The organism is Marinobacter shengliensis, from assembly GCF_003007715.1.
GTDB classification, from domain to species: Bacteria; Pseudomonadota; Gammaproteobacteria; order Pseudomonadales; family Oleiphilaceae; genus Marinobacter; species Marinobacter shengliensis.
This window is the reverse complement of sequence record NZ_PXNO01000027.1, coordinates 480,021-493,155: the sequence shown is the minus strand read 5'-3', so window position 1 is coordinate 493,155 and position 13,135 is coordinate 480,021. Positions and strand designations below refer to the sequence as shown.

The following is a 13,135-nucleotide window of genomic DNA, read 5'->3' as shown; positions in this document are numbered from 1 at the left end:
CCCTGACAAACAAGAAACTTGAACCTGTTTAACAGCAGGATTTGTTTACGCTGGCTACACTTCCGCCTTCATTCGACATGGGATTCCGGTGATGACGCCTAGATTCTGCGCCCTGCTGATGCTTGGCATGCTGGCCTTTGCCAGCATTATGCCCGGTCACAGCATGGCAGCGGAACCATGCCCGGTCCTACAGGCGACCAACTCCGAAGCCCGGAGCGCGATTAATCATCACCTGTGCTTCCATTCCGCCCGCCCCGGCGAGCCAGCCCACGCTGCGCAGAGCGCATCAGAATTGCCGGCCGACATGCCCTGGACCCCCGCCAACGGCCATGATCTGGTGTTCAGCCATACTGATGCCGTGTACTGGATTCAACTGACCGTCCATAACCCTGGCGCCAACCGCACGCTCTGGTATCTGAAGCTTAACTACCCGCTGCTGGACGAAATCACCTTCTGGCAGCACAGCCACCAGCCGGGCACTCCGGATGTTGTCACCGAGGCGGCGCCACCGCTGGCCACAGGTGACTCACTGCCGTTTGCCACCCGAGGCATAGATTACCGCTATTACCTGTTGCCGGTCACGCTGGATCCGTCCGAACGGCGAACCATCACCATCCGGGTTCACAGCAGCGGAGCGCTGAATGTGCCCCTGGCCCTGATGACACCGGAAGAGGTCATTGCGGAAAGCAACCACCTGACCTTGATTCACGGACTTTTTTACGGAGCGTTGCTGATTCTGGCCGTCTTTAACCTGTTGCTATTCTTCAGCTCCGGTACCCGGTACTACTTCTACAACTCTTTCTATATCAGCTCCATGGCGATGTTTCTGTTTGCCATGGGCGGCTTCGCGAATCAGTATTTCTGGCCGGAGAGTGCACAGCTGGCGAACCTGTCGATCCCGCTCACCCTGGTCATCTGCTCAGCCGCCATGGCGCTGTTTGGCTGGTCTTTTCTTGATGTCAGTGCCGGGACGATTTCAGAATCCGTGCTTCGAGGGTTGGTCTGGTCTGCTGTGGGCTTCGTCACCCTGACCTTCCTGCTACCCTATTCCAAAGCCATCCTGCTGAATACAGCCCATGCACTGGTGGTGATTGCCGCGCTGTCGGTCATTGCGACTATCCGCTGGCGCCAGGGCTATCTGCCCGCGTTCTGGTACATTGCAGCCTGGATGATCATGGTGGTTGGTGCCCTGGCTTATGCGCTGGCAGCGTTCGGCTACCTGGGCGACTACCTGGCCCGCGAAGTCATGATGCAGGCCGCTGTCGGGGGTCAGGTTATCCTGCTGAACTATGCCATGGTGCAACGCTGGCGCCTGCTGAATCAGAGGTTACTGGATATTGAACATCAGGCACGCACGGAGCTGGAGTTCAAGGTTCACGAGCGCACCGCACAACTACGCAATACCATGCGGGAACTTGAGCAGGCCAACCGGAAACTGGCATCCCTCAGCCTGAACGATGCCCTGACCGGACTACACAACCGCCGGCATATGGATAACCTTTTACCGGAACTCTGCCGTGAAGCCCGTAGAACCGGCCAGCCATTGTCGCTGGCGCTGGTTGATGCCGATCACTTCAAGCGAATTAACGACAGCTGGGGCCATGATTTTGGTGACAAATGCCTCAGGCACATAGCCACCTGCCTGAAGGATCAGATCAAGCGACCACGGGATGTCGCGGTCCGTTTTGGTGGTGAAGAATTTGCCCTGCTGTTACCGGGTACAGACGCCACCGGCGCTTCCAAATTGTGCCAGGATATTCTTGAAGCGGTGCGGGACTCTCGCATTACCGCTCCCGATGGCACAGTCATCAGCCTTACCGTTAGCGCCGGCATCGCGGAACTGGGCATCGAAGAACAGCCAGACGGTCTGTTCCGACGCGCCGATGAAGCCCTCTACGCCTCCAAAGCCGCCGGCCGCGACGCGATCACCCTTGCTCAATGCAGTTCCGAGCCCGCCAGTAACTCCTGAATAAAACGGCCGGTTTCGCTGGCCGCCTGCTCGATGAGGGTTACCTGGCTGCCGGGATGTCTTGCCGGCGTCTGAAAATCATGGTTTCCGCCATCCAGCCAGCGCAGCCGGGAAAGCCCCGGCATCTCGCCCTGGGCCGCCACCTCCTCCGGCTTGCCGAAAGGGTCCCGGGTTCCCTGGATAATCATCATCGGGCAGCCAACGGTCGAAAAATGATCAATGCGCCACCGATCTGGCTTGCCCGGGGGATGGAAAGGGTAGCCATAGCAGATAACCCCGGAGATATCCGGAGCATTGTCACTGGCCAGCATTGACGCCACCCGACCACCCATTGACTTGCCTCCAACCAGAATCAGGCAATCTTCGCCCACCTCATCTCGCACCCGCGCCACTTCGGCCCGGAATGAATCCAGCAACACAGGCATTCGGTCCGGTGGCCGCTTGCGGCCGTCTTTCCGCCGCCGAGCCATATACGGGAACTCAAACCTGACCGTTGCAACCCCATGCCGCTCCAAAGCTTCAGACAGATGCTCCATGAAAGGAGAGTCCATGGGCGCGCCGGCCCCATGGGCCAGCAACATGACACTTTTGACCCCTTTTCCGTAGCCTTTGGTCTTAATCCGTTTCACAACATTCAACTCCTCGCTGTCAGGGGGTATCATTAGCAACCGAGCAGAAACCTTCAAGGTGCTTTTGTAACGCGGTTCAAGCCCTGCAAACTGTTGGCCAAACTGCTGATTCCAGCGGATTTGACGAATGTCAGGAGTTGACCTGAATCATTGCAAAGGCCTAATGGTTTCTCCATACTTGCGCCCGCATATTTCCCCATCCTAAACCCATTGGTAAGGCTATGAGCACAGTAAATGCAAACCTGACATACAACTACAAGGTGGTGAGACAATTCGCCATCATGACAGTGGTATGGGGTATTGTAGGCATGGCTCTGGGTGTGCTGATTGCAGCACAGCTGGTTTGGCCATCCCTCAACCTCGATCTGCCCTGGACTCACTTCGGTCGCCTGCGGCCGCTGCACACCAACGCCGTCATCTTCGGCTTTGGTGGAAGTGCCCTGTTTGCTACCTCTTATTACGTTGTACAGCGGACCTGTCAGGCCCGCCTGTTCTCCGATGGTATGGCAGCGTTCACATTCTGGGGCTGGCAGGCGATCATTGTATCGGCCGCCATTACCTTGCCACTGGGCATCACGTCTTCCAAGGAATACGCAGAGCTGGAATGGCCGATTGATATCGCCATTGCCATCGTGTGGGTAACCTACGCGCTGGTATTCTTCGGCACCGTGATGAAGCGCAGCACACCGCACATTTATGTGGCCAACTGGTTCTATGGCGCATTCATCATTACCGTTGCAGTTCTGCACATCGGTAACAACATGGCCCTGCCAGCTACCGCCTGGAAATCCTACTCGGCATACGCGGGTGTCACTGACGCCATGATGCAATGGTGGTACGGCCACAACGCCGTTGGCTTCTTCCTGACCGCCGGCTTCCTGGGCATGATGTACTATTTCGTACCCAAGCAGGCGAACCGTCCGGTCTATTCCTACCGCTTGTCGATCGTGCACTTCTGGGCGCTGATCACCACCTACGTGTGGGCCGGCGGCCACCACCTGCACTACTCTGCCCTGCCTGACTGGGCACAGACTGCGGGCATGGTGATGTCCCTGATCCTGCTGGCTCCGTCCTGGGGTGGCATGATCAACGGCATGATGACCCTGTCTGGCGCCTGGCACAAACTGCGTACCGATCCGATCCTGCGGTTCCTGGTTGTCTCCCTGTCCTTCTACGGCATGTCCACCTTCGAAGGCCCGATGATGTCCATCAAGACCGTTAACGCACTGTCCCACAACACTGACTGGACCATCGGCCACGTGCACTCCGGTGCCCTCGGCTGGGTAGCCATGATCAGTATCGGCGCCGTGTATCACCTGGTTCCGAAGCTCTGGGGCGTGCAGGCCATGTACAGCACAGCGATGATCAACGTGCATTTCTGGCTCGCGACCGTCGGCACCGTACTGTACATCGTTGCCATGTGGGTAAACGGTATCATGCAGGGCCTGATGTGGCGTGCAGTTAACGAAGACGGCACGCTGACCTACAGCTTCGTTGAATCTCTGGAAGCGTCCTACCCCGGCTATTTCGTCCGGTTTATTGGTGGCGCCATCTTCCTGACCGGCATGCTGATCATGGCTTACAACGTGTACATGACCGTACGCCAGAAAGAAGCCGCAGCACAGGACAACGCTGCCGTTCAAGCGGCGTAAGGGGAGAGACCAGATGAGACACGAAATTGTAGAAAAGAACCTTGGCCTGATGATCGTCCTGATTGTGGTGGTCATCAGCGGCGGCTTTCTGGCCGAAGTAGTGCCCTTGTTCTTCCAGAAGGATGTGAACCAGCCCGTTGATGGTCTGGAACCGCTGTCCGCACTGGAACTGGAAGGCCGGGACATCTACATCCGCGAAGGCTGCCACGTGTGCCATACCCAGCAGATTCGCCCGTTCCGGGCGGAAACCGAGCGTTATGGCCACTACTCCGTGGCGGGTGAGTTCGTTTATGACCGCCCGTTCCTGTGGGGTTCCAAGCGCACCGGTCCTGACCTTGCCCGCGTGGGTGGCCGTTACTCCGATGCCTGGCAGCGCCAGCATCTGTACGATCCGCGCAGCGTGGTGCCTGAGTCCAACATGCCGGCTTTCCCCTGGCTGTTTGATAACCGTGTGAAGCACACCACCATCGAAGCTCGAATGAGAACACTGCAGACCCTCGGCGTGCCTTATACCGATGAGCAGGTAGCAAGTGCTGCCTCAGACATCGAAGGCAAGTTTGAAATCGAAGCACTGGTCGCATACCTGCAACAGCTAGGTACTGTGATTTCAGACAAACGGTGATCCCATGGATATTAATGAGTTACGCGGCATACACTCGCTGGTCATCATGGCGATTTTTCTCGGCATCATTTGGTGGGCGTTCAGCGCCCACCGAAAGAAGGCGAATGAGGAAGCCTCAAAGCTGCCCTTCTCCGATGACGACGATGAAGTAGCCAAGCGTACGCTCGAACAGGAAAAAACGGAGAAGAAACAATGAGTACCTTCTGGAGCATCTGGATCAGCGTGATCGTGCTCGGTACCATCTTCGGCTGCTGGTGGCTGCTTTGGGCCACCCGCAAAAGCCAGACGACCGATACCGAAACCGACCGCACAATGGGCCATTCCTTCGATGGCATCGAGGAATACGATAACCCGCTGCCAAAGTGGTGGTTTTACCTGTTCATCGCAACCTGTGTGTTTGCACTTGGATACCTGGCTCTCTATCCGGGCCTGGGTAACTTCAAGGGCATTCTGGGCTGGACCTCTGCCAACCAGTGGGAGGCGGAAGTAGCTAAAGCCGATGCCAGGTATGGTGAAATCTACGCCCAGTTTGGTGATACCCCGATCCCGGAGCTGGCGCAGAACGAAGATGCCATGAAAATTGGCCAGCGTTTGTATGCCAACAACTGTTCGGTGTGCCACGGTACTGCCGCTCGCGGCCAGGTGGGTTTCCCCAACCTGACCGACGACGACTGGCTGTGGGGCGGTGAACCTGACCAGATCTGGCACAGCATTGCCAAAGGTCGTCAGGGCAACATGCCGGCCAAGGGTGTCATGCCCAACATGACCAGCCAGCAGGTTGATCAGGTGGTTAATTTTGTACTCAGCTACAGTGGTCGTGAGCGGGATGCCGAGGCTGCAAAAGCGGGTGAAGCGGTTTACCAGCAGGCCTGTGCGGCTTGTCACGGTGCCGATGGAACCGGTATGACTGCCATGGGTGCGCCCAACCTGACCGACAATATCTGGCTGTACGGCTCTACCTACGAGTGGATCCGGGAGACCGTCGAACACGGTCGCCAGAACGAAATGCCAGCTCAGGAAGGCCGTCTGACAGACGATCAGATCCAGATCCTGGCAGCCTACGTTTACAGCCTGTCAAACTGAGCCAGACCGGCCGGGAGCATCCCGGCCCGGTCTTCTCAACCCTGCACCTGCCTCGCGGGTGCAGGCTTGAGAAGATCAGCTGACCCTCGAGGCCCGCTCCCAGCACGACACCTTTCGGGAGATACCCATGAGCAATGAAATTCCGGTCACCCAGGTAGACCCTTCCTCCGAGCCTCCCAATAAAAACAACAAGCCGGAAACCGTCGATCTCTACGCCAGCCGTAAGAAGATTTACGTCAAGGAAGTCAAAGGCACGTTCCAGAAGATCCGCAACGTGAGCCTGACGCTGCTCATGGGCATGTACTTTCTGTTTGTCTGGCTGACACTTGATGGCCAACCCCTTATTCATTTCGACCTGCCGGCACGGGAATTCCACCTGTATGGCGTAACCTTCTTCCCCAAAGACTTTTTCCTGCTCTCGGGCATGCTGATTATCTGTGCCTTTGGCCTGTTCTTCATTACCACCCTGTTTGGCCGGGTTTGGTGCGGCTATACCTGCCCCCAGACCGTCTGGACCTTCATCTTCATGTGGATTGAGGAGAAAGTTGAGGGTAGCCGCAACAAGCGCATGAAGCTCGACAAAGCCCCCAACTCAACGGAAAAGGTTACCAAGAAAACCATCAAACACAGCTTGTGGCTGTTTGTCGCTCTGGCAACGGGCCTTACCTTTGTAGGTTATTTCTACCCGATCCGGGAACTGATCATTGATCTGTTCACCCTTCAGGCCAATGGCTGGGCCTATTTCTGGGTAGCGTTCTTCACTGTCGCCACCTACCTGAACGCAGGCTGGATGCGCGAGCAGGTTTGCCTGTACATGTGCCCCTACGCCCGTTTCCAGTCTGTCATGTTCGACCCGAACACCCGAATTGTCTCCTACGACCCAAACCGGGGCGAGCCCCGCGGTGGCCGTAAGAAAAGCGTCAATCCCGCAGACGTGGGCCTGGGTGACTGCATTGACTGCGGTCAGTGCGTGCAGGTATGCCCCACAGGTATCGATATCCGCGATGGGTTGCAGTATGAATGCATTGGCTGCGCGCTGTGTATCGACGCCTGCGATGAAGTGATGGAAAAAATGGATTACCCCAAAGGGCTCATCCGATACACAACCGAGAACGAACTGGAAGGCAAGACCTCCAAGCTTCTGCGGCCGAGAACCTTTGGCTACGGTGCCGTTCTGGCTCTGATGATCGGAGCGATCATTTTCACTCTGGTCACGCGGGTGCCGGCCCAAATGGACGTACTGCGTGACCGTGGCGCGCTTTTCAGCTTCAACGGCGAAGGCCACGTTGAGAACTCCTACACGATAAAAATCCAGAACATGTCGGAGGTTCCCCAGACCTTCAACCTGTCGGTTGAGGGGCTTGAGGGCATCCGGATTCTGACAACAACCAACGTCACAGTTGCCAGTTCTGAAATCCGCTCGCTGCCGACCGTCGTGGATGTTCCGCCCGAATCCATCCCGGACACCAATAACACCATCCGTTTCTATGCGGAGTCCGAAACAGATCCATCACTTATTCTGGAAACTGAAAGCCGTTTTGTTGGTCCAAGGCCGCGATAGGATATCGTGAGCCGAGACCCGATACACTGACAAGAGTTGATAGCGTAATGACTGACAATACCCCCGTAGCGCCCTGGTATCGCCAACCCTGGTTCTGGTTTTTGACGATATTTCCGATCGCGGCAATTATTTCCGGTATGACCATCCTGACGGTGGGCAGCATTCTTTCTCCTTCCATGGTGACGGATGACTACTCCCGTGAAGGGCGTGGCATCAATATGGCCATCGCACGGGACCAGAAAGCCCTGGATCTTGGCCTGAAAGGCGGACTGACCGTGGACGAGCGCTCTGCACGCCTGACGCTGGAAAGCAAAGAAGGCGCAGCAGACTATCCGTATCTGGTTCTCAACCTGTACCACCCGACCATGTCGGAGCGGGATCGCACCATCCAGTTTCGTCGAATGGCCGCCGGAGAGTATACCGGTAACCTGATTGAGGATATGGACGGCCGCTGGTACTACGACCTGCAGGGCCCGGACAACGACTGGCGTGTAAAAGGCGAATTTTGGCTGCCGGCGTCCGACAAAATCGCCCTGAAAGCGACCAGTTCTACCCAGGGGTGAGTGCCCTGAAGTGCTTCCATTGCGGTGAGCCAGCGGACGGCCATCCGCCGATAACCTTGGAACTAAACGGCGAAACCCGGTCCTTCTGTTGCCAGGGTTGTAAGGCTGTGTGCGAAACCATTCATAACGAAGGGCTCACAGGCTTCTATCAATTTCGCACGGAACCCGCCGTCACCCCACGGGAGCTGACCCGCTCAGAAACCGATCGCCTGAAGGAGCTGGACCACCCGTTGGTCCAGAAATCTTTCGTCGTCCCTGTAAAAGGCGGGCAGGAAGCGAACCTGCTGATCAGCGGCATCACCTGCGCGGCCTGTATCTGGTTGCTGGAGAACCACCTCAAACAACACCCTGGCGTTCAGGCTTTCTCGATTAATCACAGTACCCAGAGAGCGCGCCTGGTGTGGGCACAGGATCAGACTCGCCTCAGCGATCTGCTGATTGCCATCCACCAGCTTGGCTATACCGCTCGCCCCTACCAGGCCGACGAAGCCGAGCAGACCCTGAAAGCCGAACACCGCACCATGCTGATCCGGTTGCTTGTTGCCGGCGCCGGTTCGTTCCAGACCATGATGCTGGCGTTTCCGCTCTATTTTGAGCTAATTAGTGAGTTATCTGCAGAATACGTCAGTTTCTTTCGGTGGTTCAGCCTGATCGTGGCAACGCCAGTGTTGCTGTACAGTGCACGACCGTTTTTCGAGAACGCGTGGCGCGACCTGACCACCAGACATCTGACCATGGATGTGCCCGTGGCCATTGCTATCGGCCTCGCCTATGTGGCCAGTGCCTGGGTCACCGTGTTCGGTGGCGAAGAGGTGTATTTCGAATCCGTATGCATGTTTACCTTTTTCCTGCTGCTAGGGCGTTATGTCGAAGTGCAGGCCCGTTACCGCGCAGGCCTGACAGGCGGCGCCCTGGCCGGATTCCAGCCAACCGTCGCCGCGATGGTACGCGATGGCGAAACAGATCTGGTACCGGCCCACGAAGTCAAACCTGGCGATATTATCCGTGTACGCCCGGGCGAGACATTGCCGGTGGACGGAGAGATTGTTTCCGGTGAGTCCACCCTCAACGAAGCCGCCCTGACCGGCGAATACCTGCCTGAGTCCCGGGGGCCCGGCGATACCGTTCATGCCGGTAGCATCAACGGCGAGAATCCGCTGGATATTCGGGTGGTCAAAGCCGGTGCGGAAACCCGGCTTTCCGGAATCCTGCGGATACTGGACCGGGTGCAGTCCGAGAAGCCCCCCGTGGCACGCCTGGCAGATCGCATCGCTGGCAAGTTTATTCGCCAGGTGCTGATACTGACGCCCCTTGTCTGGGGTGGCTGGGTTCTGGCCGGCGCCGGTAACGCCTTCGACATCGCCTTGTCCGTGCTGGTGGTTACCTGCCCCTGCGCCCTCTCTCTCGCAACACCAACAGCACTCACCTCGGCCACCATGCGTTTGCGGAAACTCGGCTTCCTGCCCACCAAAGGCCACACACTGGAATCCCTGTACAGCATCGACACCGTATTGTTCGATAAAACCGGCACCTTGACTCGTGGCGAGCTGACTCTGACTGGTAGCCAGGCCTTCGGTGACATGGACCAGGCCAGCTGTCAGAAACTGGCAGCCGGCCTGGAAAAACACTCCGAACATCCGATCGCCAGAGTTTTTCACGAATGTGCATCGGTGGCCGTGGAGAATGTGAACAACCATCTGGGCGGAGGTTTGTCTGGTACTTTTAATGGCAAGCCCGTGTTTATCGGTCACAAGGCGTTCGTTGAGCAACACACTTCCGCTCCGCCCCCCCAAGCGGACATTGCTTCCGGCATGGAAATCTGGCTCGCTACCGCCGACCAATGGCTTGCCAGCTTCCAACTGGATGATCAAATTCGCGAAGATGCCGCTCAAGCTATCAAGGCACTTAATGCGGCAGGTATACGAACCCTGCTTCTCAGTGGTGATCGATCAGCACACGTACAGCAGGTTGCCGAAGCACTGGGTATCGAAACGGCGATTGGCGAAGCCTCACCGGAACAGAAGCTGGCCGTGCTCGATCAGCTTCGCGATGAAGGTCATAAGGTAATGATGGTGGGCGATGGCCTCAACGACCTTCCCTCCATGGCCGGTGCGGGTATCTCGGTCGCCATGGGCACCGCCGCCGACTTGACCCAGCTAAAAGCCGATGCGGTGCTGATGAATGGTCAGCTGATGCAACTGCTCGAGGCGATCAAGGCAAGCCAGCAGACCCGCAGGATCATTCGGCAGAATATGCTCTGGGCGCTTGCCTACAACGTCGCCGCCCTGCCCCTCGCAGCAGCAGGCCTGGTCACCCCATGGATGGCGGCCATCGGTATGTCTGCCAGCTCTCTTGTGGTCGTGCTCAATGCCTTGCGGCTTGGCACATCCTCAAAGAGGTCCGGCCAGGAACCTGATACAGTTGGCTCTCATGCTACGGCTTGATACCGTAATCATCTACTTATCGTTTAGGAGCCCATCGTGCAGATAGTCATGTTCCTGGTCCCCCTGATGCTGGTTCTGGTGGCGCTGGGGGTGGTGCTGTTTTCCTGGGCGGTGAAGAACGGCCAATACGATGATCTGGAAGGCCCTGCGCACCGGATTCTCTACGACGACGACAAAGACATGATTCCCGACGAAGCTCGTCAGGATAAAGTCCGTCCAGACGAAACCGACTCCGAGCCTTCTTCGAAACAGAGCGACCCGGAAGACAAAGCCTGAATGCAGCCTGAACTCTACCTCAGTTACTCCAGTGCTTTTCTGATCGGGCTGCTGGGAAGCACTCATTGTCTGGGGATGTGCGGTGGGATCAGTGCCTCGCTGTCGATGGCCCTGCCGGTGGGCAAAGGGTTCAGGCTGCGCCAGACAATTATGTTGCTGGCCTTCAATCTGGGCCGGGTTGGAAGCTACGCGCTGATTGCGGCCTTGATTGCCATTTTCAGTACCAGCGCAGCGGGCCAATGGCGCTGGGCAGCTCTGTTGTTGATGACCATGGCCGGGCTGCTACTGATCTTTATGGGGCTATCGATGGGCCAATGGTGGCAGGGAATTCGATTTGTAGAGAAGGTGGGGGCCCCGGTGTGGAAACGCCTGGCCCCGCTGACCCGCCGCTTTATTCCCGTCAACAATTCCGGCCAGGCCCTGGCCCTGGGTGCGCTTTGGGGCTGGTTACCCTGCGGTCTGGTTTACAGCACCCTGGGCTGGGCGGCGCTGCAACCCACGATTGGCGCTGCCGCCCTGACCATGCTGTTCTTCGGTCTTGGCACCCTGCCGTCGATGCTGGCCACCGGTTACGCCGCCAACTGGATTCGCAACCTTCAGGGCAACCGGGGTTTCCGAAAAGTCAGTGGCGCGCTGCTTATCCTTTTCGGATTATGGACGCTGCCGTTCCAGGCGCTGATGCACTGACCACCCCTCAGAGATTCAGCACATCCAATCGGCCGTAGTCCGGCTCAGGGCTGGCTGTCTGCACCGCCTGGCGCTTGCCCCCCAACCGTTTGCCTTCCTTGAAATCGTATAGATTCGGATCAGCGAGATGCGAAGGCTCCACATTGCACAACGCCCGGAACATGGTTTCCAGCCTGCCCGGATGCTGCTTGTCCCAGTGCTGGAACATGTCCTTGATCACCTGACGTTGCAGGTTCTCCTGAGAGCCACAAAGGTTGCACGGAATAATGGGGTATTCACGCAGTGTCGCGTACCGGGCAATGTCTTTCTCGCGGGCATACGCCAGTGGGCGAATCACGGTATTGCGGCCGTCATCACTGTGCAAGACCGGCGGCATGGACTTGAGTTTGCCCCCGTAGAACATGTTCAGGAACAGGGTTTCGAGCATATCGTCCCGGTGGTGACCCAACGCAATCTTGGTGACGCCATGCTCTTCTGCAAAATTGTAGAGAATTCCCCGGCGCAAGCGTGAACACAGTCCGCAAGTGGTCTTCCCTTCAGGGACTTTTTCCTTAACAATACTGTAGGTATCTTTTTCGATGATGTGATACTCGATACCAAGCGACTTCAGGTATTCCGGGAGCACATGCTCGGGAAAGCCCGGCTGTTTCTGGTCAAGGTTCACAGCAATCAGCTCGAAGTCGACCGGCGCGCTTTTCTGAAGGTTCAGCAGGATATCCAGCATGGCGTAGGAATCCTTGCCACCTGACAGGCAGCACATGACCTTGTCGCCGGCTTCGATCATCGAAAAATCGGCAATGGCCTGCCCGACTTCCCGGCGCAGGCGTTTCTGCAGTTTGTTCAGTTCCAGTTTCTGGCGACGATCCTGCTCAGAAACAGCAGTCAGTTCGGGATTGACGGTCATTGCTTGGGACATACTCTCGCACGTTCACAGGATAAGTGAGCGGGCAATTATACGCGTCACAAAGTATCAGGGACAGGATAGCAACATGGATATGTTGAAATTGAGCGACGACGTTGGCGGAAAACGGGCAATGAACCGGATCCGCAACCGCAATGCCATACTGGTCGCGGCCAGGGAGTGCTTTCGCGAAAATGGCTACGACAACTCCACCATCCGTGACATGGTCCGCAGAACCGGTCTGGCAGCGGGTACCTTCTACAATTACTTCTCCAGCAAACAGGACATCTTTGCCGCCCTTCTGACGGATTTCCTGAGCCATCTCAATGAAGACATGAGCCGCTACCGCCGGTCCGCCAGCACAACTCGCGACTTTATCTACTACGCCTACCTGGCTCTCTATTCCGCCACCGCCAGAGACCCGGTGATCTATGAGCTGGCGCACCAGAACCAGCGCGCGTTACGGGACCTGTTCGGCTCAGACATTCTGGGGCTGGCCATGTTGTCTCTGGAAGAAGACGTTCGTGATGCCATAGCCCGGGGCCTGCTGCCAGATCTTGACCAGGAGTACCTGTGTGCAGCTTTCTTCGGGGTCGCTTACGACATCAGCACACTGGTGGCCAGGCGCGCGCATCAGGAGCCGGATCGCGCCCAGCAGGAGGCCGAGAAAGCGGCCAGGTTTTGCACAGATCTGTTTCTGGGCGGACTGCCCGCCATGGCCGAGCTTTCAAGCCAGGGCTGAGTCGCA

At 57.3% G+C, this 13,135-nt stretch carries 13 protein-coding genes; 11 read left to right on the top strand and 2 right to left on the bottom strand.

The window, feature by feature from the left end; genetic code table 11:
• The first annotated feature begins 91 nt into the window (after positions 1–91).
• Entirely contained in the window at positions 92–1,969 is a 1,878-nt protein-coding gene (locus C7H10_RS15365; protein WP_106695555.1) for a sensor domain-containing diguanylate cyclase, read from the top strand.
• Here C7H10_RS15365 and C7H10_RS15360 read toward each other — a convergent pair.
• Positions 1,936–2,598, bottom strand: a complete 663-nt coding sequence (locus C7H10_RS15360) for an alpha/beta family hydrolase (protein ID WP_244178301.1) — start codon at positions 2,596–2,598, stop codon at positions 1,936–1,938. The genes C7H10_RS15365 and C7H10_RS15360 overlap by 34 nt on opposite strands.
• Before the next feature lie 221 nt (positions 2,599–2,819).
• On the opposite strand from C7H10_RS15360, the gene ccoN reads away from it, so the two are divergent.
• The 9 genes from ccoN to C7H10_RS15315 all read left to right on the top strand — a co-directional run bounded on the left by ccoN (position 2,820) and on the right by C7H10_RS15315 (position 11,486).
• On the top strand, positions 2,820–4,250 hold the full coding sequence (ccoN, locus tag C7H10_RS15355) for a cytochrome-c oxidase, cbb3-type subunit I (RefSeq protein ID WP_072677527.1): 1,431 nt from the start codon (positions 2,820–2,822) through the stop codon (positions 4,248–4,250).
• A gap of 13 nt (positions 4,251–4,263) precedes the next feature.
• Entirely contained in the window at positions 4,264–4,872 is a 609-nt protein-coding gene (gene ccoO, locus C7H10_RS15350) for a cytochrome-c oxidase, cbb3-type subunit II (protein WP_058089529.1), read from the top strand.
• A gap of 4 nt (positions 4,873–4,876) precedes the next feature.
• On the top strand, positions 4,877–5,068 hold the full coding sequence (locus C7H10_RS15345; protein WP_058089528.1) for a CcoQ/FixQ family Cbb3-type cytochrome c oxidase assembly chaperone: 192 nt from the start codon (positions 4,877–4,879) through the stop codon (positions 5,066–5,068).
• Positions 5,065–5,955 carry a cytochrome-c oxidase, cbb3-type subunit III gene (gene ccoP / locus C7H10_RS15340; RefSeq protein WP_058089527.1) on the top strand — a complete coding sequence of 297 codons (891 nt, stop codon included), beginning with the start codon at positions 5,065–5,067 and terminating at the stop codon, positions 5,953–5,955. The genes C7H10_RS15345 and ccoP overlap by 4 nt, the downstream gene beginning before the upstream one ends.
• A gap of 127 nt (positions 5,956–6,082) precedes the next feature.
• A complete protein-coding gene (gene ccoG / locus C7H10_RS15335; RefSeq protein ID WP_072677529.1) occupies positions 6,083–7,516 on the top strand; it encodes a cytochrome c oxidase accessory protein CcoG in 1,434 nt (477 codons plus the stop codon).
• Positions 7,517–7,563: 47 nt separating this feature from the next.
• Entirely contained in the window at positions 7,564–8,079 is a 516-nt protein-coding gene (locus C7H10_RS15330; RefSeq protein ID WP_072677530.1) for a FixH family protein, read from the top strand.
• Positions 8,076–10,523, top strand: a complete 2,448-nt coding sequence (locus tag C7H10_RS15325; protein ID WP_106695554.1) for a heavy metal translocating P-type ATPase — start codon at positions 8,076–8,078, stop codon at positions 10,521–10,523. Before C7H10_RS15330 ends, C7H10_RS15325 begins: the two co-directional genes overlap by 4 nt.
• Positions 10,524–10,559: 36 nt before the next feature.
• A complete protein-coding gene (gene ccoS / locus C7H10_RS15320) occupies positions 10,560–10,799 on the top strand; it encodes a cbb3-type cytochrome oxidase assembly protein CcoS (RefSeq protein WP_072677532.1) in 240 nt (79 codons plus the stop codon).
• The gene (locus C7H10_RS15315) at positions 10,800–11,486 is read left to right on the top strand and encodes a sulfite exporter TauE/SafE family protein (RefSeq protein ID WP_106695553.1); all 687 of its coding nucleotides are present in this window, start codon (positions 10,800–10,802) and stop codon (positions 11,484–11,486) included.
• A 7-nt stretch (positions 11,487–11,493) separates the two neighbouring features.
• On the opposite strand, the gene ttcA is transcribed toward C7H10_RS15315, so the two are convergent.
• The gene (ttcA, locus tag C7H10_RS15310) at positions 11,494–12,402 is read right to left on the bottom strand and encodes a tRNA 2-thiocytidine(32) synthetase TtcA (protein ID WP_106695552.1); all 909 of its coding nucleotides are present in this window, start codon (positions 12,400–12,402) and stop codon (positions 11,494–11,496) included.
• 73 nt (positions 12,403–12,475) lie between these two features.
• Between ttcA and C7H10_RS15305 the strand changes: the two genes are divergently transcribed.
• Positions 12,476–13,129, top strand: coding sequence for a TetR/AcrR family transcriptional regulator (locus tag C7H10_RS15305; RefSeq protein ID WP_106695551.1), 654 nt, complete (start codon positions 12,476–12,478; stop codon positions 13,127–13,129).
• Positions 13,130–13,135 lie beyond the last annotated feature (6 nt).

What these genes read in the sequence shown, in the direction of transcription:
- C7H10_RS15315 (WP_106695553.1), top strand. Translation starts at nt 10,800, where the DNA reads ATGCAGCCTGAACTCTACCTCAGTTACTCCAGTGCTTTTCTGATCGGG.
- C7H10_RS15330 (WP_072677530.1), top strand. Translation starts at nt 7,564, where the DNA reads ATGACTGACAATACCCCCGTAGCGCCCTGGTATCGCCAACCCTGGTTC.
- C7H10_RS15305 (WP_106695551.1), top strand. Translation starts at nt 12,476, where the DNA reads ATGGATATGTTGAAATTGAGCGACGACGTTGGCGGAAAACGGGCAATG.
- C7H10_RS15345 (WP_058089528.1), top strand. Translation starts at nt 4,877, where the DNA reads ATGGATATTAATGAGTTACGCGGCATACACTCGCTGGTCATCATGGCG.
- ttcA (WP_106695552.1), bottom strand. Translation starts at nt 12,402, where the DNA reads ATGTCCCAAGCAATGACCGTCAATCCCGAACTGACTGCTGTTTCTGAG.
- ccoN (WP_072677527.1), top strand. Translation starts at nt 2,820, where the DNA reads ATGAGCACAGTAAATGCAAACCTGACATACAACTACAAGGTGGTGAGA.
- C7H10_RS15365 (WP_106695555.1), top strand. Translation starts at nt 92, where the DNA reads ATGACGCCTAGATTCTGCGCCCTGCTGATGCTTGGCATGCTGGCCTTT.
- ccoP (WP_058089527.1), top strand. Translation starts at nt 5,065, where the DNA reads ATGAGTACCTTCTGGAGCATCTGGATCAGCGTGATCGTGCTCGGTACC.
- ccoO (WP_058089529.1), top strand. Translation starts at nt 4,264, where the DNA reads ATGAGACACGAAATTGTAGAAAAGAACCTTGGCCTGATGATCGTCCTG.
- ccoG (WP_072677529.1), top strand. Translation starts at nt 6,083, where the DNA reads ATGAGCAATGAAATTCCGGTCACCCAGGTAGACCCTTCCTCCGAGCCT.